Source organism: Pseudoalteromonas sp. NSLLW24 (genome assembly GCF_015864725.1).
GTDB lineage: Bacteria > Pseudomonadota > Gammaproteobacteria > Enterobacterales > Alteromonadaceae > Pseudoalteromonas > Pseudoalteromonas arctica.
In genome coordinates this window covers 157,709-180,048 of record NZ_JADYWQ010000006.1, presented here as the reverse complement: position 1 = coordinate 180,048, position 22,340 = coordinate 157,709, and the positions used below count along the sequence as shown (strand labels likewise).

The 22,340-nt window shown below is 39.5% G+C and carries 22 protein-coding genes; 9 read left to right on the top strand and 13 right to left on the bottom strand.

All coding sequences use genetic code 11. From position 1 onward, the window contains the following. Positions 1 to 9 precede the first annotated feature (9 nt). Together I6E72_RS08475 and I6E72_RS08470 are read left to right on the top strand one after the other, a co-directional pair. Positions 10 to 1,248 (top strand): NADH:flavin oxidoreductase/NADH oxidase family protein, encoded by a 1,239-nt coding sequence (locus I6E72_RS08475; RefSeq protein ID WP_197111869.1) that lies wholly within the window; start codon positions 10 to 12, stop codon positions 1,246 to 1,248. 351 nt (positions 1,249 to 1,599) lie between these two features. Further along, positions 1,600 to 2,766, top strand: coding sequence for an aldo/keto reductase (locus I6E72_RS08470; protein WP_197111867.1), 1,167 nt, complete (start codon positions 1,600 to 1,602; stop codon positions 2,764 to 2,766). A gap of 667 nt (positions 2,767 to 3,433) precedes the next feature. Here the strand turns inward: I6E72_RS08470 and I6E72_RS08465 are convergent. Beyond that, positions 3,434 to 3,862, bottom strand: coding sequence for a PACE efflux transporter (locus I6E72_RS08465; RefSeq protein WP_197111864.1), 429 nt, complete (start codon positions 3,860 to 3,862; stop codon positions 3,434 to 3,436). Positions 3,863 to 3,952: 90 nt separating this feature from the next. Here I6E72_RS08465 and I6E72_RS08460 point away from each other — a divergent pair, with 90 nt between their 5' ends. Further along, positions 3,953 to 4,834, top strand: coding sequence for a LysR family transcriptional regulator (locus tag I6E72_RS08460; protein ID WP_197111862.1), 882 nt, complete (start codon positions 3,953 to 3,955; stop codon positions 4,832 to 4,834). 36 nt (positions 4,835 to 4,870) lie between these two features. Here I6E72_RS08460 and I6E72_RS08455 read toward each other — a convergent pair whose 3' ends face one another. Beyond that, on the bottom strand, positions 4,871 to 5,773 hold the full coding sequence (locus I6E72_RS08455; protein WP_197111860.1) for a LysR family transcriptional regulator: 903 nt from the start codon (positions 5,771 to 5,773) through the stop codon (positions 4,871 to 4,873). Positions 5,774 to 5,881: 108 nt separating this feature from the next. Between I6E72_RS08455 and I6E72_RS08450 the strand changes: the two genes are divergently transcribed. Both I6E72_RS08450 and I6E72_RS08445 read left to right on the top strand, forming a co-directional pair. Beyond that, the gene (locus tag I6E72_RS08450) at positions 5,882 to 6,658 is read left to right on the top strand and encodes a DODA-type extradiol aromatic ring-opening family dioxygenase (RefSeq protein ID WP_197111858.1); all 777 of its coding nucleotides are present in this window, start codon (positions 5,882 to 5,884) and stop codon (positions 6,656 to 6,658) included. Between the two features lie 80 nt (positions 6,659 to 6,738). After that, entirely contained in the window at positions 6,739 to 7,416 is a 678-nt protein-coding gene (locus tag I6E72_RS08445) for a haloacid dehalogenase type II (protein ID WP_024591580.1), read from the top strand. Positions 7,417 to 7,477: 61 nt separating this feature from the next. Here I6E72_RS08445 and I6E72_RS08440 read toward each other — a convergent pair whose 3' ends face one another. Then, a complete protein-coding gene (locus tag I6E72_RS08440) occupies positions 7,478 to 8,353 on the bottom strand; it encodes a LysR family transcriptional regulator (protein WP_010552899.1) in 876 nt (291 codons plus the stop codon). 114 nt (positions 8,354 to 8,467) lie between these two features. Between I6E72_RS08440 and I6E72_RS08435 the strand changes: the two genes are divergently transcribed. Further along, positions 8,468 to 8,968: a lactoylglutathione lyase family protein gene (locus I6E72_RS08435; protein ID WP_002959229.1), complete on the top strand. Its 501-nt coding sequence runs from the start codon at positions 8,468 to 8,470 to the stop codon at positions 8,966 to 8,968. A 202-nt stretch (positions 8,969 to 9,170) separates the two neighbouring features. Here I6E72_RS08435 and I6E72_RS08430 read toward each other — a convergent pair whose 3' ends face one another. Then, entirely contained in the window at positions 9,171 to 9,713 is a 543-nt protein-coding gene (locus I6E72_RS08430; RefSeq protein ID WP_076924881.1) for a DUF6843 domain-containing protein, read from the bottom strand. 10 nt (positions 9,714 to 9,723) lie between these two features. Further along, positions 9,724 to 10,554 (bottom strand): hypothetical protein, encoded by an 831-nt coding sequence (locus tag I6E72_RS08425; protein ID WP_076924882.1) that lies wholly within the window; start codon positions 10,552 to 10,554, stop codon positions 9,724 to 9,726. 265 nt (positions 10,555 to 10,819) lie between these two features. Here I6E72_RS08425 and I6E72_RS08420 point away from each other — a divergent pair, with 265 nt between their 5' ends. Next, positions 10,820 to 11,263: a GNAT family N-acetyltransferase gene (locus I6E72_RS08420; RefSeq protein ID WP_182694851.1), complete on the top strand. Its 444-nt coding sequence runs from the start codon at positions 10,820 to 10,822 to the stop codon at positions 11,261 to 11,263. Positions 11,264 to 11,579: 316 nt separating this feature from the next. Here I6E72_RS08420 and I6E72_RS08415 read toward each other — a convergent pair whose 3' ends face one another. Further along, a complete protein-coding gene (locus I6E72_RS08415) occupies positions 11,580 to 12,254 on the bottom strand; it encodes a hypothetical protein (RefSeq protein ID WP_197111856.1) in 675 nt (224 codons plus the stop codon). Between the two features lie 256 nt (positions 12,255 to 12,510). Further along, a complete protein-coding gene (locus I6E72_RS08410) occupies positions 12,511 to 13,086 on the bottom strand; it encodes a hypothetical protein (protein WP_076924884.1) in 576 nt (191 codons plus the stop codon). Between the two features lie 275 nt (positions 13,087 to 13,361). On the opposite strand from I6E72_RS08410, the gene I6E72_RS08405 reads away from it, so the two are divergent. Then, complete coding sequence (locus tag I6E72_RS08405) at positions 13,362 to 14,294, top strand: ChaN family lipoprotein (RefSeq protein WP_197111855.1); 933 nt, start codon at positions 13,362 to 13,364, stop codon at positions 14,292 to 14,294. A 66-nt stretch (positions 14,295 to 14,360) separates the two neighbouring features. Here the strand turns inward: I6E72_RS08405 and I6E72_RS08400 are convergent, their stop codons facing one another. Genes I6E72_RS08400 through I6E72_RS08385 form a run of 4 tightly spaced genes read right to left on the bottom strand, consistent with a single transcriptional unit; the run spans position 14,361 to position 17,720 of the window. After that, positions 14,361 to 15,080 carry a HugZ family pyridoxamine 5'-phosphate oxidase gene (locus I6E72_RS08400; RefSeq protein WP_197111853.1) on the bottom strand — a complete coding sequence of 240 codons (720 nt, stop codon included), beginning with the start codon at positions 15,078 to 15,080 and terminating at the stop codon, positions 14,361 to 14,363. Continuing rightward, positions 15,077 to 15,865, bottom strand: coding sequence for an ATP-binding cassette domain-containing protein (locus I6E72_RS08395; RefSeq protein ID WP_197111850.1), 789 nt, complete (start codon positions 15,863 to 15,865; stop codon positions 15,077 to 15,079). Before I6E72_RS08395 ends, I6E72_RS08400 begins: the two co-directional genes overlap by 4 nt. Continuing rightward, positions 15,862 to 16,914: a FecCD family ABC transporter permease gene (locus I6E72_RS08390; protein ID WP_169044030.1), complete on the bottom strand. Its 1,053-nt coding sequence runs from the start codon at positions 16,912 to 16,914 to the stop codon at positions 15,862 to 15,864. The genes I6E72_RS08395 and I6E72_RS08390 overlap by 4 nt, the downstream gene beginning before the upstream one ends. Next, entirely contained in the window at positions 16,911 to 17,720 is an 810-nt protein-coding gene (locus I6E72_RS08385) for a heme/hemin ABC transporter substrate-binding protein (RefSeq protein ID WP_197111848.1), read from the bottom strand. The genes I6E72_RS08390 and I6E72_RS08385 overlap by 4 nt, the downstream gene beginning before the upstream one ends. 140 nt (positions 17,721 to 17,860) lie before the next feature. Here I6E72_RS08385 and I6E72_RS08380 point away from each other — a divergent pair, with 140 nt between their 5' ends. After that, on the top strand, positions 17,861 to 19,942 hold the full coding sequence (locus I6E72_RS08380; protein ID WP_197111847.1) for a TonB-dependent hemoglobin/transferrin/lactoferrin family receptor: 2,082 nt from the start codon (positions 17,861 to 17,863) through the stop codon (positions 19,940 to 19,942). 171 nt (positions 19,943 to 20,113) lie between these two features. Here the strand turns inward: I6E72_RS08380 and I6E72_RS08375 are convergent, their stop codons facing one another. Next, complete coding sequence (locus tag I6E72_RS08375; RefSeq protein WP_197111844.1) at positions 20,114 to 20,299, bottom strand: hypothetical protein; 186 nt, start codon at positions 20,297 to 20,299, stop codon at positions 20,114 to 20,116. A 320-nt stretch (positions 20,300 to 20,619) separates the two neighbouring features. Then, positions 20,620 to 22,143 carry a sensor domain-containing diguanylate cyclase gene (locus tag I6E72_RS08370; RefSeq protein WP_197111842.1) on the bottom strand — a complete coding sequence of 508 codons (1,524 nt, stop codon included), beginning with the start codon at positions 22,141 to 22,143 and terminating at the stop codon, positions 20,620 to 20,622. Between the last annotated feature and the right edge of the window lie 197 nt (positions 22,144 to 22,340).

Below are 22,340 nucleotides of genomic sequence, written 5' to 3'. Positions count from 1 at the left end.
CCAATAATTATGCGCAACCCTGTGTTTACCTCCTTTACCTTGCCAAGTGGTTTAGTATTAAAAAATCGTATTGCCAAAGCCGCTATGGAAGAAAACCTAGCACAAGAGGACCAAACGCCCTCCCAAGCACTTAAAAACGTTTATAGCGCATGGGCTAAAGGCGGTACAGGGCTAATTATTACTGGCAATGTAATGGTTGATCATTTAGCGATGACAGGCCCTGGTGGCCTTGTGCTTGAGCAAAGTACCGATATTACTGCCTTTGCAGAGCTTGCTCGTTTATCAAAGCAAAATAATTGCAAAGTGGTGATGCAAATCAATCACCCTGGTAGGCAAGTATTTAAAAAAATGGGTGGAAAGGCTCTATCAGCGTCAAGTGTTACACTTAATATGGGTAAGCACTCGCACTTATTTGGCGTACCAAAGGCAATGACGCAAACCGACATTGACGATGTTATTACCCGCTTTACACAAACTGCACTACAAGCCGAAAAAGCCGGTTTTAATGGCGTACAAATACATGCAGCGCATGGCTATTTACTTGCCCAGTTTTTATCGCCACTTACCAATAAGCGCAACGATAAATGGGGGGGAAGTTTACAAAATAGAGCCCGTTTACTTCTCGAAATAACCCGCAGTATTAAAGCGGTTTGTTCCCCCACCCTTTCGGTTTCGGTAAAGTTAAACTCTGCTGATTTTCAGCGAGGTGGGTTTGAACCCAGTGACGCGCAAGTTGTAGTGGATTTATTGAATGAACTCAATGTTGATTTTGTGGAGTTATCGGGTGGTAGCTACGAAGCACCTGCAATGCAAGGTAAAACAGGTGACGAACGCACACTTGCCCGCGAAGCATACTTTTTAGAGTTTGCAAAAGCGATTAGCCACCGCTCATCAATCCCAATAATGACCACCGGCGGCATTAGTCGCTTATCTATTGCCAACAACGTGATTGAAAGTGGAGTGGCCCTCGTGGGTATTGCCACTGCGCTTGCATACCAACCAAATTTACCAAACAAATGGCAAAATGAGCCACTGCAACTAGCCGTATTACCCAATGTTACTTGGCAAGATAAAACCCTCGCAGGGCTTGCCACTATGGCACTGGTAAAAAGGCAAATACGCCGTTTAGGCCAAGGTAAACCTGTAAAAACAAACGCTTCACCAATATTTACTTTAATTAGCGACCAGCTACGTTCGGTTAAATTAACTAAGCGTTACCGCAATCGCTTTGCTAGTGAGATTAACTAAGCTTTGGTATTCACTCTTTTTATACATTTCGGTTTTGTTTACTAATTTTTACACTTGAATAAATGTAACCATTTTTATGTTGTGTAAATGAGTATTAAGGCGTGCACCAATTTGGAAGTTTGCTTTTTTATCAAGCTATTAAAGTGCACTATTTTGTGCATATTAAAGTACTGTACGAGTAAAGAAAATAATCATTCTAAAATGTTAATTAAAGTGCGCGTTCAGCGTTTGTTAATTTAACCATCTTATTGAAATTATTGATATTTATTGTTTTTCTCCCGCTTGAGTTTGGTTGGTATTTATACTAGTTTATAGCGTAGATATTTAACCTTACTCAAGGAGAATAGTTACATGGTATCTCGCAGAAATTTTATTAAAGCAGGCGCTGCTTTAAGTTTAGGCTCTATTTTTAGTGCTTCAGCTTTGGCTGAACAATTAAAAGTAAAAATGTCTAACGGCAGTGTTATGCAAACTAAAGGAGCAATAGATAAAAGCGCTGCTCTGCCCACAAACGATGTTACTAACGCTAAGCATTACCGGCCTGAATCCAGAATGGGCTTAGGCGGTCTTGCCGCTGGGAATGGCTTTAATACTATATCAAGCGATGCAGAAATTTTAACAATGCTAAATGCAGCATGGGATTCTGGTATTCGTCATTTTGATACGTCACCTTTTTACGGCTTGAGTTTAAGTGAAAGGCGCTTCGGTGATTTACTTCGAAACAAAAAGCGTGAAGATTATGTTTTATCCTCAAAAGTAGGTCGCCTTCTTACCCCTTCAGCAGAGCCTCTAGAAAATAGTTGGCATTGGGCTGATCACTCACCTTTTCATTATAAATATGATTACTCTGCATCAGGTACGCGTCGTTCAATAGAAGACACGTTACATCGTATTGGTGTCGCCTCACTTGATATTGTTTATATTCACGATTTATCACCGCAAAATAGTGATATGGGAGATGATTGGCTTAAGTATTTTGATCAGGCTGCAAAAGGGGCTATTCCTGAGTTAACTAAAATGCGTGATGAAGGAATAATTAAAGGCTGGGGTTTTGGAGTAAATACACCTCATGCTATTTATAAAGCACTTGATATGTCAGACCCTGATATTTGCTTACTAGCGCTGCAATATTCAATTTTAGATCATAAGCAGGCACTTGATAAAACCTTTCCTATGCTTGATAAACGAGGTGTTTCAGCAGTCATTGGTGCTCCGCTTAATGGTGGTTTTTTAGCCGGTCGTAACCGCTTTAATTATTCACCTAAAATTCCTGGGCCTATGCAGCAAAAGTTTAATGCAATAAGCGACATTGCATCTAAACATGGGATTGATATTAAAACAGCTGCACTGCAATTCGCAGAGGCGCCTTCAACGGTATCCTCAATTATTCCTGGCGCACGCACGGCAGAGCAAATTAAAGCTAATGTAGCCTCAATGAAAGTTACCATACCAAGCGAATTTTGGAGTGAATTGAAATCTAAACAGCTTATTGCAGAAAACGCCCCCATACCCACATAACAAAATAGGTGTGCCATTTGCTTGGCACACCTCGTTATAGCTAATGAGGTTGACTTTCAAGCAACGCTTAGTAGTAAGTACATTGATTGTTGGGCATTTATATAAGCGCAGCTTGCTGGCGTTTAAAAACGTAGTTTTTAAAATTAGTGATTAGGCAGTCAAAAGCTCGGTTTCTCGCGTGAGCAAGCTCTACATGCTGTGTCTCGATAAATTATAGACACAAGGCGCAGAGCTAATAGGTAGGAAAAATCTACCGAATACACTACCTCAAGCAGTAAAATATTTTATATAACAGCTCGTAACCTTATAAACTAAATGAACATCTCAGTGAGTATGTTAAAAGAGGATTGTTTAGTTGTGGTTGGCCAAAAGCATTATTACGTGCCTATTACATATTACGCATATCGGTATCATGCTGCACTTCATCCTAGTGGTGAGAGCGTGTGGAACATATTGAAAGAGCTAAATATATAAAGTAAAAAGTTACTGTAAACCCCCATTACAGTTAGCCGGTAAATTGTACAAATAGTAAATTAGCACTACTTAGTCAATTGAGCAGTGCTAATTGGTTTAATTAAAAACCACATTTACCGTTATTTATTACCATTGCGCTTTTGCCAAAACGATCTCAATACCCCACAACGTTGCTTTTATAAACTTAAAAATATCAAGCACATTGCGATTTATTAACCCATTTTTTGTAAGGTTGGTACTTATCGTACAACACATTAAAAATATACGTGTATATAAGTATAAAAACTAAAAAGCCAGCTTCTAATGCTGTAGCGGCTAGCCATGTAATATTTAAATACCAAGCAAGTATTGGCAGCGTTATAACCACCATACCCAGCTCAAAGCCACATGCATGCGTAATGCGGGTTACTAAACCTCGCTCGATTCGGTTATGCCCAACTATTTTATCAAACACTATGTTGTAAATGTAATTCCAAAGCATGGCGAAGACTGATAAACCAACACCTACTATTGCCATTTTTCCTGTTGCAAACCCACCAAAATAAACTGATGCAGGTACAACAAAAGATAATGCTATCATCTCAAATATTAGTGCCTGAAAAATACGTTCTGCTGTGTTCATATATAAATAACTTCTTAAGTTGATGACGATGGCTGTATTTTCATTCATTATAAAGATATGTGTTAGTTACTTAGTATCGGGAAAAGCGATATGTTTAGTATTGAACAGCTTCAAGCATTTGTGGCTACCGTTGAAGCTGGATCGTTTTCAGCTGCTGCGCGCGGTTTAAGTAAAGCGCAGTCGGTAATAAGCCAGCATATTATTAATTTAGAAATAGACTGTAATGCGACATTATTTGAGCGCACAGGGCGCTATCCACAATTAACCGAAGCCGGTAAACAGTTACTACCCCAGGCTAAGGCCGTGCTTAATCAACACCAGCGATTAACAAACTCTGCATTAGCACTAAACGAAAAAACACCAACCGAAATCACTATCGCACTTGACGAAGGGATCCCGTTTAAAACTATCGCGAGTATTATTAGCAAGCTGCAAAGTAAGTATCCTTACGTATCGCTTGAGTTTTTAAGTGCATCCAGCCATGACATAATTGACATGCTAAACAGCGAAAAGCCTATAACGGGTATTATTTTTAGTGAATTAAATATACCGAGTTACTTAGACTATGAATGTATTGGATCAGTAAAATTTGATTTATATGTTGCTAAATCGCACCCTTTAGCGGGGATCAGATGTGAAAATATGGATGGCCTTCGGCTACATCGACAACTTCTTCTTCGTTCTCGCAATACGCAAACAAGTAGCTTTCAGCTAAAAATTAGCCCAGAGATTTGGTATGCCGATAATTACTTTGTATTACTCGAGCTAGCAATACAAGGTAACGGGTGGTGCTTATTACCAAACCATGTAGCTGTAGATGCAGTACAAAGTGGTGAGCTGGTTAAACTTCCTCTTGAGTTTGAAGAAATGGGTTGGATGGCTAATGTTGATGTATTACAGCATCAGCAACACAGTAATCAAGAGGTGTTTAAAGTACTAAGAAATTTACTACGGAATTTTTTAAAAATTTAGCTTTTATATAATGCCTGTTAGGCGGTTTACTTTTTATTACGCTAAATCCCAGTAAGGTGTATCGCCATAATATCCACTAGTAAAATCAACAAATGCACGTACTTTACTGGGTAAAAACTGTCTGTTTGCATACACCATGTAAAGCCCCATTGGCTCGGGTTCATAGTCTTTTAAAATGCGCACTACTTTACCTTGAGCCAGTGCTTCCCCTGCTATAAATGTTGGCTGCATAGCAATACCACCTCCAGCAATGGCTGTATTTAGTAGTAAGTCACCATTGTTAGCCACAAAGTTACTTTCAAGCTTTAGCTCGCTTTTTAGCTCATTAACCCCAAATAATCGCTTTGTGGGCTCGCTGTGGGAATAGCGTAAATAATTATGTGATTGTAAATCTAGCAGTGTTTGTGGCGTGCCATGGCGTTTTAAATAGTCGGGTGACGCAAACACCGCTAGGTGTATAGGGGCAATTTTTTTAGCTATCAACGTTGAGTTTTTTAATACGCCAATGCGCAGAGCAATATCAATACCCTGCTCTACTATATCTACATATTGGTCGGTGAGCCGTAAATCTAACTTTAAATTTGGATACTGCTTTTGAAAATCAACCAACAAACCTGCTAAATGCTTAGTACCAAACGACATAGGCGCACTAATACTAAGCACACCCGATACATTTTCGCTTAAGTTATTGAGGGAGTTTTCCATGTCTTCAATATCAATAATCACCTGCTGACAACGCTGATAATACTGATTTCCAGCCTCTGTAACACTTACTTTTCGCGTTGTACGGTGTAATAAACGCGTGCGTAGATTATCTTCCAATGCAGAAATATATTTGCTGACTAACTGCGGCGAAATATCGAGTTTATCGGCCGCTTTTGAAAACGAGCCTTCTTGCACAACGGCTAAAAAGGTCTTCATGGTGGTGAGCTTATCCATTTTTTTTAACAATGCTTTGTTGATAATGTATAAATAAGTATCATATTTATCGTCAAATTAGAAACTTATATAGTGTTTATAACACGTCTATTTATTTAAGGTTTTAGTATGACTCAGCCTGCTTTATTTATATCTCACGGCTCGCCAATGATGGCTGTTCAGCAATCGGCTACGTCAGATTTTCTTGCATCATTAGGTCAAACGCTTAGTAAACCACGTGCTATTGTGGTTTTTTCTGCCCACTTTGATGAAGCGCACGATATAGTTATTACATCAGGAGATGCGCCGCATACTATTCACGACTTTTATAACTTCCCCAAGCCCCTGTATGAAATTCAATACCCAGCACCAGGAGACCCTAAGCTTGCTAATACTATTAGTGAGTACTTTTACAAAGCGGGTATTAAAACGGTGCAAAGTGCAGATCAAGGATGGGATCATGGTGTGTGGATCCCGCTGCGCTTAATGTACCCAAGAGCTAATATTCCCATTGTTCAGGTGTCTATTAACACGCGTTTAGGCGCTCAGGCGATGTATAAATACGGACAGTTACTTGCACCACTGCGCAGCGATAACGTATTAATTATTGGCTCCGGCGGGATTAGTCACAATCTACGTGAAATATTTAAAAGCCCTGCTACACCTAACCGTGTTCAAATGGTTAATGAGTTTACTCATTGGGTTGAGCAAAAATTAATAGCGCAAAACACCCAAGCGTTACTTAACTATTTAAATGAAGCACCCTATGCTTTATTTAATCACCCTACCCAGGAGCACCTTTTACCTCTTTTTGCAGCGCTTGGAAGTAGTGACGGTAAAGCCAAAAAAATACATGAAGATATAGAAATGGATATTTTGGCACTCGATGCTTATAAGTTTTATTAATTTGAGCGTTCGTTCAAATTAAGTTAAGCTGTAAGCAAGTACTCTAAAACCAACTTAATTTATTTTATTGCGGAGCAAACATGGCAACTACACTTGCATTTGACGTATACGGTACGCTAATAAACACTCACGGCGTACTGTCCTTACTCGACGACATGATTGGCGATAACGCCCAAGCATTTTCAAATACATGGCGCGAAAAGCAATTAGAGTATTCATTTAGACGTGGATTAATGCAAAATTATATTCCCTTTTCGCTATGTACAAAACACGCACTCGATTACGCCTGCTTAGCGCACAAAACCGAGCTAAGTGAAGATCAAAAAGGGCAACTGCTAGAGCTTTATAAAACGCTTCCTGCGTTCGACGATGTAAAAGCAGGCCTTGAGCAATTAAAAGCGAAGGATTACCGTTTGTTTGCATTTTCAAACGGCGCTGCCGACGCAGTTCATACCTTATTAGAAACCGCTGGCATTAGTGAGCTTTTTGAAGGGGTAGTAAGTGCCGACGACGTTAAAACCTTTAAACCAAACCCTGGGGTTTATAGCCACTTTTTACGCGAAACCAATTCAACAGGCGCAAACACGTGGCTTGTATCAAGTAACCCGTTTGATGTAACCGGTGCCATATCGCACGGCATGCGCGCGGCGTGGATTCAACGATCTAAAGACTCAATCTTCGATCCGTGGGAAATACAGCCAAATACTATTGCAACCGATTTACTCGATTTAAAAGCAAAATTAGAAAGCGTTAACTAATTTTCTATTCCCCCTTTTGCTTATGGTATTAAGTGCCGTGGGTGTAAAGGGGGTTTACGTTTTAACTATTTACTCCCGCCTTTATTAGCTCAATTACTGTATTCATACGTTTTGCCAACGGCCTATTTCGATGATGGCACACATAAATAGATTCACTAACCGGACATTCTAAATGATGCGTTTTAATAAGCGCGGGCTTATTGAATGCGCCAACAGCATGAGCAGGTAATACCGTAAAACCCAGTCCTAAGCTTACAGGTTCTAGTATTAAACTAATTTGGTTAGAAAATCCCGTACGTCTTATTTGGTCAATATGCTCAAACTCACTGTAGTTTTCGCTTAGTAGTAGCTGCGCATGATGGCTTGCATCGGGATGAGCAATAAACCCTAGCTCACACAGGGTTTGCCAATTAGGCATGTTTATACCTGCAGGCGTTACAAGTAGTAGTGGCTCTTGGCTTATTTTATGGCTGGTTAGTTCGCTAAATGTTGGAGCTTGAGTTAAAAACCCGATGTCGGCACTGTGGTTTGCTACAGCTTGTTCAACACTTACATTGGGCGCAAAGCGGTAATCAATAATCAGCTCTTTATGCTCAGATTGCAGTGCTAATAATTGATTATAAAACTTTAAACCACAACTGCCCGGAGATTGAATCTTTACCGCTCCGCTGTACGGCGAATCATCTTTTAATTGTTGTTCTAAAAACTGCCAATCTTTAAGAAGCAGGCTGCCCTGCTGATATAAGTTTTGGCCCTGAGGAGTAAGAGAAAACTGCTTACCATGGCGCTCAAGCAAAGCGCAGTTAACTTGTTGCTCTAGCTTTTTAATGTGCTGACTTACACCAGATTGGGTCATATAAAGGCGCTCAGCTGTTTGGGTAAAATGATTTACCTCAACCAAAGTACAAAACGTATTTAACCATGTTGGATTTATCATTACAAAACGTACTCAAAATGATGATTAATGATAATTTTACTTAATGTTGGTCGATTCGTAAACTAACTCCATCAACTAGTCACAAGATAAGTCACAAGTTAAAGAGGAAGTATTATGAGTCATACATATCCACGTAGTTTTTCGCACATTGGTATTTCGGTTCCCGACGTTGAAAAAGCAGTCGAGTTTTACACTAAGGTTATGGGTTGGTACACCATAATGGAACCCACTTTAATTACCGAAGACAAAAGCCCAATTGGCGAAATGTGCACAGAAGTATTTGGCGAAAAGTGGGAAAAATTCAAAATAGCGCACCTATCTACAGGGGATCGTATTGGTGTCGAAATTTTCGAATTTAAAAACCAAGAAAACCCAAAAGACAATTTTGAATACTGGAAAACAGGCATCTTTCATTTTTGTGTTCAAGACCCTGATGTAGAAGGTTTAGCTGAGCGTATTGTAGAAGCTGGCGGTAAAAAACGTATGGAAGCCCCTCGTTATTACTACCCGGGTGAAAAGCCGTACCGCATGATCTACATGGAAGACCCGTTTGGTAACATCCTTGAGATTTACAGCCACAGCTACGAGCTTATCTACAGCGCAGGCGCTTACTAGGTAGCACTTAGCTTAAAGCATTTAGCTAAAAACAAAGACCGCAGTATTTATTACTGCGGCCTTTTTGTTTATTCGAATAACTTTAGTGATTAGCGCATACTTTTTCATAGAATGAAGTAACAATATGATTTTTAAATCAAATTTAATATTACTATCGTGGAAGATGGTTAGCTCCGTATAGCTGCGATATTATTGAAGCTATTCAATGTTGACAAATATTATAAAAAAGTTTTTCGTCTATATTTTTTAGCTTGATAGCATCGTATATATTGTACAGATTCCTTCTGTCAGTCTGCTCTGCGTCCGTGCCCACCGTAAAGTTTTGATTTATCACAGTGCAGCCATATATTGGACCTGACTGTCCTAGCCCACCTACATAAACAGTTCTTTTGCCTGGCGAATCGTTATCTTCTAATGAAGAGTCTTCGCTTATAGGCGTTCTTTTACCTGTATCACTTACGTAAAAGTACTGTATTTGGCTAGATTCAATCCAGCCCTCGTTTGCATCCATCTGTGATACGAGTACACCTGATGGCGGTATTTTATATACACGAGAGTTTCCCTCGTATTTTGGTGGCTCTCCATTTGGGGCGTTAAATATTATGTACAAAGAGCCAACATACCCTTCAGGTATTAAGTAAATTGCAGGCTCACTTTTATTTATCTCAGTACAGCCTGATAGCCACGTTACCATTGAACCAATAAACAATATTTTTAAAAAGTGGGCTTTAAAGATGGGTTTCATAGAGTCGCCTTTACTTGGGGGAGCCATTAAAGCAATATTCTAAACTCGCTTTTTCTAGTAGCATACAATGGCCACTATTCGCTGGAATAGAAGTAAATCGGTAATTCCAATCGGCTATTTGATGAAAAGCTAATTTAGGATATTTATTTGCCTGTCTAAATAGTTCATCGCCGACAGTTCCTTTAAAACTACCATTGTTATTAAGCGGTAAACGCAGTGCGCTTGCAATCATTGGGTAATCAGCGTTAAGAGATAAGCTTAGTGGTGGCGCACCTTTTCGAACATGGATACCCAGTGAGATTGCTTGTCCACCTGGACCCACAATAAATGCTTCACAATTGGGGAAAGCATCGCCCGTAATATAAGTAACTATATCCATGTGACCGTTTACAGTATCAATGTCTATTATAATTTTATATTTAACATTTAAAGTTGGCACGTATGAAAAATCTAATCTTTCTTGCATCTCTGGAGAGCCAGGCATCGCGTGATTAACTCCTCCGTATTGGCCGTTTAACCGATACTGAAAAATACTATTAGTTGGAGGTTTGTCTTTGAGGGTAACACGTCCTTTTGGTGCTAAATTACCAGAATATATTCTTTTTTTATCTTCCCAAGGTGCTTTGGATGGATCTGATATTGTATCAACAGAATTAATTTTACCATTTTTTGTAGATAGCTGTAGACGATGCCAAATCCTTGAGGTTGTAGGTTTAATACCGCTAGGTTTAAGCGAAAACCCTCGATTATCCCCTTCAAACATTAGCCCTGACCAGCCAAAATCTTTTTCAGGATGAAATGATCTTATATTAATTTCGTAGTTTGCTAATTGAATACTCATAAATTAAATTCCATTTGCTATTATAAAAATCCGTTTCAATAATAGTAACACTAGCATTTAGTGATAACAACAGAGTAACAAATTAGGGTATGGGAAAACAAAGACCGCAGTATTTATTACTGCGGCCTTTTTGTTTTAGATAGCCGTGTAGAACATTATTTAGGCTAATTTAAGGGGGTATAAAAATCAATCTCTTCATTTATTTGATTATAGGTACATACACTGATAGCTTACTAATTACACAAAGTTGTACTGAAGGAAAAACATGAAACTGTCATTGGAAGATATCACCGCCGATAATTACGAAGCCATATGCGATTTAGAGGTTGCTAAAACACAAGAAGAATACGTAGCGTGTAATATGTGGTCGTTAGTTGAGGCGCACTACAATAGCGGGTATACCTGTAAAGCTATTTACCTAAATGGTGTGCCAGTAGGCTTTTTTATGTGGGTACAAGAAACCTCTGCAAAGGTTTCTATTTGGCGCTTTATGGTGGATCAAACTCATCAAAATAAAGGCATTGGGCGCAAAGCACTAACTATGGCAATTGAAGAGATTAAAACAACTTCTAAGCTTAAACAAATCGAGATTTGTTACAACCCGCTAAACCCTGTTGCTAAAGACTTTTATTCAAGTTTTGGGTTTGAAGAAGTTGGCCTCGATGAGGATGACGACGATATGTTAGCGGTTATTAAAATTAGTAGTTAACTCATCATAAGTAGGTCGCTAATTTTAAGGAATAATAATAGTTGTAAGGAAATACTCCTCAGCTAAGCCGACTTTTTTTGCCATATCACACCAGTTCCAACGCTTAGGGATAAGAAGTTTAATGTCGACAGGTATTTAAGCTGTGGTTGGAGTTCTTTTATAAGCGCTATCAAAGCCGATGACCTTCTATATTTAAATTAATAATCATCTCAGTGATTGCTAACGCTCGTCTATGAGGCGATTATGAGTGTTTTGCAACGAAGTTGCAGCGAATAATTGTCCTAGCCTAACCTGTTGGGCAGACATAAGGCGCTTGTTATAAATCACTTACATCCGCACCTGCCTGTTTGAACCTTTTAAGCATAAGCTGCTTGTAGTTTTCATTAGGCCAGTTTAATTCTGTATATTGCAAGTTATTAGCAGCTGCATTTGAAACTAAAAACTCAACACCATTAGTTATCAAGTTAGCCATTAAATAAATATACGGTTCATGATCTTCGTTGTAATCAACGGCTGTTATACCCCAACAATCATGAATGAATGGATCAATGACTTGATAAATAAATTTTCTTGTTTCTTCACTGCAACCAACATCCGATGGACTAGCAAAATGTTGAATGCTATTTCTTAAATAGCCAAACTTCTTATAAGCATCAATATTCTTTAGTTTTATACCAGTTGCTGCCCATAGCCTTTCAGGTAATTCAGAATATTGTATAGTTTTAGCTTTTTCAAAAAGATGTTTTAATCCTAATTTAGAATCATCAACTTGAGTAGACTTTGGAACTTGATCAAAAATTAGCAATGGATGTTCTTCTGCTATCCTCGCTTTAATCAATATTTCTGCGGCATGAGCTGCTTGAAGCACAGAAAGCTCTGGCCACATATGATTTTCAAAGCTCATATAATTCGCATGCCAATTAGCATGGGCTAATGCACTTGTCCCCAACTCAAACATATGGTCTGAAATTTCAGATAACTCGGAATTCAACACCGCACTCCTTGTGATTTATAACGAGACTGTAGAATAACTCTGACAGCCAAATTCAATTAAAAAAACGAGTTCCTGTAATTAACTTTGATCGTTTTTAAAGCATTTGGAACCCATAAAACAGGCTGTTTTTCTTAAAAAGAGTAATTCTACAGTCTCAACGCCTGCTTAAGCGAATAAAAATAGTTGACTATAATTGTGAAGCAAAGTGGAACGTAACCAACAGTTTTTATTTCGTTTAAAGCTTGTTAGGTAATTATCTCATGCGATGTTCAGTCAGTTTTTTACCCGTACAATATTGATACAATGCATCCAACTCAGTATAAATAGGAGAAAGATCTTGTAAAGTAGACCCAGTAAAATTATCAATATCACAAACTGTCTCTTGGTTTTCATGAATAAAGTCGACTATTCTATTCCTCAAATGATGCAATTCAGAAAGTCCTTTATAACTTGCAATCAATTTTTTATACATCTTTGCATCTAACTCTGCAACATCTATTAGTAATTTAGAATGCAGTTCAATTTCAACTTTAGGGAACATTTGTCCAGTTCCATATCCTTCGGCATCAACTACCTCGAACCTCTCTGTTCCTGCAGGTGATATAGAATAATTGTAATGACCACCTTGCCCAGCCTCTCGGATTCTGTTCAGTGAAGATTTAAACTTTTTCCACGTCCATAAATTAAGTTCTAATTCTTCTTTCAATACAGCTTTGAAAGCAAGTAGCTTTCTTTTTTTTGCTCTAGACTTTCGGACTAACTCTAAGCTCTCTTTAATGATAAAAAGTGAAATCGCAAAAATCACCGTAATTGGTAATGTAATTTCCAATTTATACTCCAAATGTATTTGTCTAACAATTTTATAATACGCGAATCGAGTATACTTCTGCCGATGCTACGCTCATTTTTCTACAGTTTTAACAAATTACCTAAGGCATTGCTATCAAAAGCTATTTAATATTTACAAGCAAAGTTAAGGCATATAAATGCGCGTTTCGCTCATTTCCTTGATTATGTAAGTAAGCAGCAGTTTGGCTGGCTTAATAGGTATTACAAGTATATGATATTGATAATTATTTGCATTAAAGTGTTTTAAAGGTGTGTATGAAAAAGTCTATGTTAACTCTGGCGTTAGTTACGGGTTTGAGTGGTTGTAGCACAACAACTTTGCCGCCTGATAAAAGCTCATCGTTATATTACTCAGCACTTTATAATGCACAAGCAAAGCCTGTTAGCTCTGTATTATTAGAGCCCAAGCTATTAAATGCCGATGTGGTTTTAGTAGGTGAATTGCATACACATCCGGGCGTGCATTTATTTCAGACTGAGTTATTTGAGCAATTAAGCAAAAGTAATAAACGCACTGCCCTTTCGCTTGAACAATTTAGCCGCGCGGATCAGCCTATTTTAAACCAGTATGTTAAAGGTGAAATTGGTGAGCAATACTTAATTGATAACACCCAAGCGTGGCCAAATTACAAAAGTGATTACCGTGCGCTGGTAGAGCTGGCAAAAACGAACAATAGCGATGTAATAGCTGCAAATGCCCCTAAAAATATAGTCACCTGTATTGGCAGGCAAGGCATAAGTTACCTAAATAAACTTGATGAAACACAGCAGAGCTATATTGCAGCCGCTATTGATACGTCTCCCAGTGATTACAAGCAACGTTTTATGACCTCAATGCACCACGGCTCGCCGAGTCAAAACGAGAATTATTATGCTGCGCAAGTTACATGGGATGAAACCATGGGGGAGTCTATCGTTAACTATTTAAATAATCATAAAGATGCGCAAGTAATGCATATAGCGGGCGATTTTCATGTGAAAAATGGCGAAGGAATAGCGCGTGTTATTAAGCGTTTAGCGCCAGAGCTTAAGGTTGTGTGGATATCGCCGGTTACAAGTGTGCAATCTAACCAAACAGGATATCAGTTGCAAGTTAACCCTTTGCCACCCCGTTATGTACAAAAAGAACATCAGCAAGCCGCTTTTAAAGCGTTAGCCAAACGAGGCGAGCAAACAGCTTGCTTATAAAATAACGACATAGTTAGTGAATCTCTTAACCAGGGCTCAGGTTAACTATGTCGTCATGTATTTAGTTTAGTTATTTCGGGCTTGATTGGTTAGCGCAACCAGCGCTTTACGAACCTCTAACGGGCTGTTGCACTGGGTATTAAAGTTAATAAAGTAATTACGCTTTTGGCTTTGTATATAAAAACCAGTGGGTAATAGGCCGCTCATTATTGGGGTGTTATCAGCTACGCTGTAGTGCTGCATTAATATGAGCGACATAGCATCTTGATGGTCATCGTTCATGTGACTTATCATGCTTTGCTGCTGGTTTTCATCCCAGTTTTTTGCCTCGTATTGCCATTCGTTTTGCTCAAGCCAAAATATTTTGCCAAAACCGCCAATGTAACGCACACGAATTACGTCTAATTGCCATAATTGAAAGTCGTGCGCATTGCGATAGCTAGCGGCTTCGGGGTATAGGGCAATATAGTTATCAAGTAAAGTGTGTGCTTGCTCACTTGGCACAACAGAGCCATCACCTACGAGCGTTACGCGGCCGTGCTCGTTTTGATCGCCACTGTCGGCGGCGTCAAATACGGTAAGGCTCATACGTGAGTCGTGCTTTAGATTTTTAGTGTGCTGGGCTATATCGCTAATAAAAAAGTAAACACGGCCTTGTTCGTCGCACATATAGGGGGTTACTGAGCCAAACGGGTAGCCGCGTAAATTATTAGAAATAGTCGACATGACACCCGCATTGGTTTTGTAAACCAAGGTGCGTGCATCGTTTAATGCTTGCTCTCTCATAAAAACTCCTGACGTTGAGAAAAAACCATGGGTGCATCGTTATAAGGATGAAGGTTTACGTGCAGTTTCATGGCGTACATTTGTTGTAAGTTTTGTTCTGTTAATACGGTGTTTATAGGCCCACTTTGCAACACTTTTTTGTTGTGCAGTAAAATAGCATCGGTTGCATACAGGCTGGCTAAATTTAGATCGTGTATTGCAATAATGGCGCTGTTACCCTGCTCTACAAACGCTTTAACGCAGCTGAGCAAAGCATGTTGGTGGCGCATATCAAGTGCTGATGTAGGCTCGTCGAGCAGCATTAGTTTTGGCTCGGCCGATTGTGTAAAGGCATCGAGCTGCGCTAAAGTACGCGCCATATGCACTCGTTGTTGCTCTCCGCCCGAAAGCGCACTTACGTGGCGAGTTAAATACTGGTTTAAATCCATAATAGCGGCGTATTTATGTACTTTTTCGCTTTGCATTTTTAATGACTCTACATACGGGTAGCGGCCCATTGCAATAAGCTCAAATACATTAAAATCAAACCCTACGTGGTTAGCTTGCATCATAACTGCGCGCTGTGTGGCTAGGCTTTTTTTAGCGTGAGCAGCCAGCGGCTTAGCATTAAAAAGTACACTGCCTGTAAAGGAGTGCATACCTGCTAAGGTATGCAGCAAGGTAGATTTACCTGCGCCATTTTCACCAAGTAGTGCTACAAGTTGCCCTTGTTTAGCGCTGCCATCAATAGCGTTTAAAACGCTGTGATTATCAAAGCCAACGCTTAGGTTGTTAAACGTGATCATGACCAACCTCGCTTATTTTTCACTATTAAATAAATAAACAATGGCGCACCCAATAACGCAGTAATAATGCCAATGGGTAGCTCTGATGGCATGATCACAATGCGTGCTAGCCAGTCAGAAAGTAGCAATACCACTACGCCAATTAGCATACAAAGCGGCAGCATATTACGTAAATGCGGCCCCACCATTAAGCGGGCAATATGCGGGACTACCAAGCCAACAAACCCTATTAAACCGGTAAGCGCTACAACCGCACCTACCCCTAATGCAACGAGTATAATGACATACAATTTAAGCTTATTAGTGTCTACTCCTAGGTACTGAGCTTGTGACTCGCCAATAAGGAGTAAGTTCATGGGGTTTTTTAACCGCCACAGGCCAATTAGGCTTATAAACAGTAACGGCGCAGCTTGAATAATCGTGCTCCAGCTTGCTCCGCCTAATGAGCCCATGGTCCAATAATTTATTAATCGTAGTGCGCTATCGTCGGCAAAAAAACTCAGTAGCCCAATAACAGCGAATGCTAACGCGTTAATAGCGACTCCTACCAATATAAGTGTGGTGATATTAATTTGCCCCTGCTGCTTGGCAATAAAATATACCAGCGAGGTAACACCAAGCGCCCCTAAAAACGACGCATAAGGTAAATACAACTGAGCGTTAAAATTAAACTGCGCGCTAAGTGCAATAAACGCCACTGCAACCATTGCCGCACCTGCACTAATGCCAATAATAGATGGGTCTGCCAGCGGGTTACGGCAAAGCGCTTGGGTTGCCGCCCCTGTTTGGGCAAGTACCAACCCTACTAATACAGCAAGCACAAAACGCGGCAAACGTATTTGCATTACGACATTTATTTGCAGTGCATCAAACTGATTAAAGTACTCGGGCGCAAGCCAAGCAATAGCTAAACGCCAATCCCATCCTGCAGGGCCGTACCCAATGCTTAGTAGCGCCAAAGCAAAAATACAAATAGAGGCTAATAGCATCCATTTATGAGTTTGGCTAAGTGTTATAGGCACAAAGCGGCTCAATGTTAGGGTGTTCATAAGCGGGTTTTATACTCGTTAAGCTCATTAATTGCTGTGGTAATACGTGGCGACATGCCAAGCGAAAGCAGGCTATCCATAACAAGTAAGTTACAGCTTTGCGCCGCTTTTAATAAGCGTAGTGTAGGTTGCTTACAAAAAGCCTGCTTGCCGCCAATGCTTTGTACAACATGCTTTGGCGCAACTAAAAAGTCAGGCTGATTTACAGCAAGTACTTCGGTATTAATTACTTTAAAGCCTGAATGTGTAGCGCCTATATTAGTAATGCCCGCATAGCTAAATAATAAATTAGGGACGGTTTCTTGCCCTGCGGCAACAAGCCCGCGCTCATTAGCTGAGAGTAAAAATAGTGCACTGTGCGTTTGTTGTTTTGCTTTTTCAGGTAATGAGTTTGTAATGTGCGTAATAAGTGATTGCGCTTTTTGCTTGGCGTCTAAATCGGTACCAAGGCGTTTAATTAGATCAAGTAGCTCATTAACTGAGGTGGGCTTTTTATAATGAATTAGCTTAACCCCTGTTGCCTTAATTTGTTTAAGTGCTTGGCTTCGCCCTGCGCCTTCAAGCGCTAATAAGGTGGTTGGGCGCATTGAAAGTACGCCTTCTGCCGCTAAATCGCGGTAATAACCCACTTGTGGTAATTGCGTAGCTTGCTGCGGGTACATGCTCGATTGATCAACCGCTACAAGGGTACTTTGTTTGCCCAGTGCATAAATTATTTCTGTAAGGGTGCCGCCAGCACTAATAACGCGCTCCTGTGCAAGTGCAGGTTGAGCGACTAAAGCAAACAATATAAATAGGTATTTCATTACAAACTCCGGCTTTTATTTTTCGGCTATTATAACTAGTTAAATCTAAATGAAAATGATTATCATAATTAATTGATCTTAATTTGACTTAGTTGTAACATCCTCGCCATAAATAATAACTATTATCATTTGGAGTTAAAGTGAACCCCTCTACATTTAAATTTACTGCTATAGCAACCTTATTACTCGGATCGGGCACTGCATTTGCCGAAAACATAATTGACGATCATATTGTTGTGAGTGGCTCGCGGTTTGAGCAAAAGCTTAAAGATGTAACTGGCTCAGTAACGGTTATTACCGAGCAAGATATAGAGCGCCAGCTAGCTGTAGATTTACAAACCATGTTTAAATACGATTCAAGCATTGCAACCACAGGCAGTGGTGCAGGCGCGCAAACACTTACTGTACGTGGTGTTGGTGGTAACCGTGTTGTATTTATAAAAGATGGCCGACGCACCAACGATGGTTATGCAGGCGGAGGGGGCTATTTAGTTGGCCGCAATTACTTTGATGTAGCAGGCGTAAAACAAGTAGAAGTAGCCAAAGGTGCTGCATCGTCTTTATATGGCTCTGACGCACTCGGTGGCATTGTGGTTATAACCACTAAAGATCCAAGCGATTATCTAAAAGATAACAGCAGCTATGTAAAAATGGCACTGGGGTATCAAGGTCAAAGTAACCAAATTGCTGCTGATATTACCGGTGCAAAAGACTTAGGCGACTTTGCAGTAAGCGCAGTTTATAGCCATCGCGACAGCGAAGAAGTACAAAATTACGACGAAAACTTACCCGGTTATGATGCAAAGTCGGACGCTTTATTAGTTAAATTTGAACAACAGCTTGATGAAAAACGCACACTTAAATACACCCTTGATTATTTTAATCAAACAATTGAGCAAGTAATAACCCCCACGGTTCAAGAAACCGAGGAAGACGACACTAGTTGGTCACTGGCGCTAGATTATCATTCAGAAGTAGCTACAGCTGCGTTTGATAAATGGTACGGGCAAGTGTCTTATAGTAGTTACGAGCAACAAAGCGATGCAATTAGTGGCGCAAGCACCTACACCGATTATAACGACTATCGTTTTGAGCAAAATATTTTAGGTTTAAAAGCAGTATTTAATAAAGGGCTTAAAGGAGAAACCACCGATCACGAAGTGGTATACGGAGTTGATATCGATTTATACGATACCACCCGCCCACGTTTAAAAACACGTGTTTTAGCCGATGGCATGGTTGATTTTACAGACCAAAAACAAAAAGCGTTTCCGGGGGCTGACACCTCTTTAATTGGCGCTTATGTGCAAGACAGTATTTCGTTTAAAAACAGCGCATGGTCGGTTATTGCAGGCGTGCGATATGATTACTACACCCTAGAAGCTAAAAGTGATGAGCTATATGCCGATGCGCAGCTTGATGATATTACCGAATCTGCTTTTTCGCCTAAGCTAGGTGTTATATACCAAGTGGATGATAACTTATCGTTGTACGGGCAATACGTACGAGGCTTTAAAATACCACCACACGACCAAGCCTATCAAAGCCACGGTGTTGAGCCGTTTTATCAAATATTACCAAACGCCGATTTAGACCCAGAAAGCAGCGACTCATTTGAGCTTGGGCTTAGGTACGCAAGCAGCGATATTAGCGTAAACTTAAGTGCTTTTTATGCAGCATTCGATGATTTTATAGAAACCGCAGTGGTGGGTGTTGAGCCAACGTACATTCCTGGCGTAAACAAAACTTTGTATCAATATCAAAATATTAGCGAAACACAAATAAGCGGTGTAGAAGCCGGAATTGCCATGTATGTCGCTGAAAATATACTACTTGAGGCAAACGTGGCCTACGTTGATGGTGAAAACAAAGAAACCGATCAGCCACTTACCAGTATTAGCCCGTTAAATGGCTCAATATTGTTAAGTACAGAGCTGGGTAATATTAACTGGACCGCTGCGTTGCGTTTAGCTAAATCGCAATCGGATGTAGTACTTGATGCAAACGATGATAAAACTACGCAAGGGCATGGCTACGGCGTTGTTGATTTATACGCAAACTACGAATGGCAAGCGTGGCAGCTAAATGTAGGTGTACTTAACTTGCTCGATAAAGAATATGTACCTTTTGAGTTGATTGCAGGTCAATCGCAAAGTGCTGATTTTAGCCAATACACCCAACCTGGGCGTAACTTTTCAGCAAGGGTAAGCTATCAGTTTTAATTAGGGCTAAACAAATGGCAATAAACGCTGCATGGGTATGCAGCGTTTATTGCCACATATTTACTCAAGTCAAATTACTTAATGGTGAGTATACTCAGGTACACTTCTACATACTTAATGCCAATTAACACTTTATATAAACAGCACTTTTAAAGCTAAAATCGCCGTTATTTATAAATTATTAATCGCAAAGTCTTGGGTTTCTAAATAGCTGTGGGCGTTTTTAAAACATGCCGTTAGCTTACTTGCAAGTGTTGTATTTATTGGGCTGTCGCACTCGTTATACTTCCCCCTAGTAAGCGGCACTAAGCTTAACGAGGCATAGCTTGGTTTACTTTGTATTTTATGAATTACCAAGCCTTGTTGCTGCGTTAGTTTTACTAATGAAAATGCATTTTTGTGTTTTATTAGTCGTGATTTTTCAACATATAACGGGTTTTAAAAAGTTAGTTTGGTAGTAAAACTGCTTTGGGATTAGCGTATTTACCAAATTTTGTTATTGACGATTTAGGGTTTACTAAACTAACTGTAAAGGGGGTTAACAGTCACTATAGCAAAGGCATAGCAATGATTTACAAGCCATCAAAAGCAGATGGCTGGCTCAATAAACTCATGCACTCTGTGTAAAGTATTTATCAATTTAAGGTAATACAGAGTATTACTTAGTTAAGCTGTGGTTAGCTAATATCGGCCACTACGCATCGGTTACGACCATGCTCTTTAGCATGGTATAGCGCCTTATCGGCACATTTATATACTTGGGCAATATCAGTACTATGCTCAGGCCAGGTTGCAATACCTATAGAAATAGTGATTGTTCCTATGGTGTTTATTTCTGTCGATTCTACTGTTTTACGTAAACGCTCTGCTATTTTATAGGCACTTTGGCTGTTTTCATTTGGTAGCACAAGAACAAATTCTTCACCGCCGATTCTTGATACTATGTCGTCTCTTCTTGATAGTTTTTTAATTATATTTGTTAGCGAAACTAAAGTTTCGTCGCCTTTATCATGTCCAAAAGTATCGTTAACACGTTTAAAAAAGTCGATATCAATTTCTAATATAGCGAATGGGGTTTGCTTTAGCATAAGCTGGTTAAGTAGGCCGTTTAAGCTTCTTCTGTTGTGCGTATCTGTTAAGGGATCTGTTTGTGAGTCATGGCGTAGCACACCTATTTGTGCTTGTAATAAAGTAACCTCTCTTAACATCGCTAACTTCAGTTTTTGACTTTCAAAATACCACGACTTCACGCTTTTAAGTTTTTCTAAGCTTTTTGGATCATCGAGTGTATTTGCGTTATCGGCTAATCGCTTTAGCGGCCTTGCTATAAAATGTGCAAATAAACCAATAAAAATAAATGTGACTAATGCCATAGGTATTGTTTGTTCAATGACTTCAATAGTTAATGTATCTAGCGAAGAGAGCGTTGATTCTAATGGTCTTTGCGCCACTATTCCCCATTTAGATAAAGTAATGGGTGCGTAGCCTGCGAGCATCGGCTTATTTAAGCTATTAATAACCGTTGAAGTGCCTATTTCGCCATCTATAACAGCGTCAATCACAGCATTGTTAGCAATAACGTTGCCGATTCTGGCAGGTTCTGGGTGATATAAAATGCGTTTATTTGAGCTAACAACATAAAGGTACGAACCACCTTTGTAGTAATGTTGTTCTAAAAGCTCATTTAAAATATTTTTCTCTTTTAAATAAAGAGAGCCCCCAATATAACCTAAATACTTATCTTCAGAATCAAATAGCGGGTGCGAAATAAAAACAATTAAATTATCAGCTGCCGATAAATAAGGCTCACTAATTAATGGGCGTTTCTCTTTTAGTGCTTCTATTGCTCCTGGAGACTGTATTTGTTGGCCTATTAAACTTTCAAAGTGAGGCGACGTCGCTGCAACTACACCATGTAAATTAATCACAACAGAGTTAAAGCTATCCGTTTGATGATTTAAACGAATGGCTTCATCGTCTAATAATTTGGAGTTATTTGGTGATTGCTCAATAATTTTAGCTGAGTATTCAAGCTGCTGAAGCGCAGACTTTAAAAAGTTATCAGTTGCGGAGGCTAATTTTTGTGCATAGGCTAAATTACTTTTTAGCGTATATGATGTTAACTGCTCTTTTTGAACCTGATAGGTAGAATAAAAACTCCCTACCAATGTGCTCAGTGCTGCAGAGAATGCGAGTAGCAATATAAGAAATCTTAAATTTAAAGCGGGTAGTAATTTATATAGCAAAGCTGCATTCCAAAGCACTAAAATTCAGCGCGTATTATACGAAGTTAAGCATTATACCCGTTTAAGTGTTTTTAATTAAGTTGGTTTGTTCAATTTAGCGACTATGCGTTAGGGTATGGCGTGATAAATAATATATTCCAGCATTGCCATTT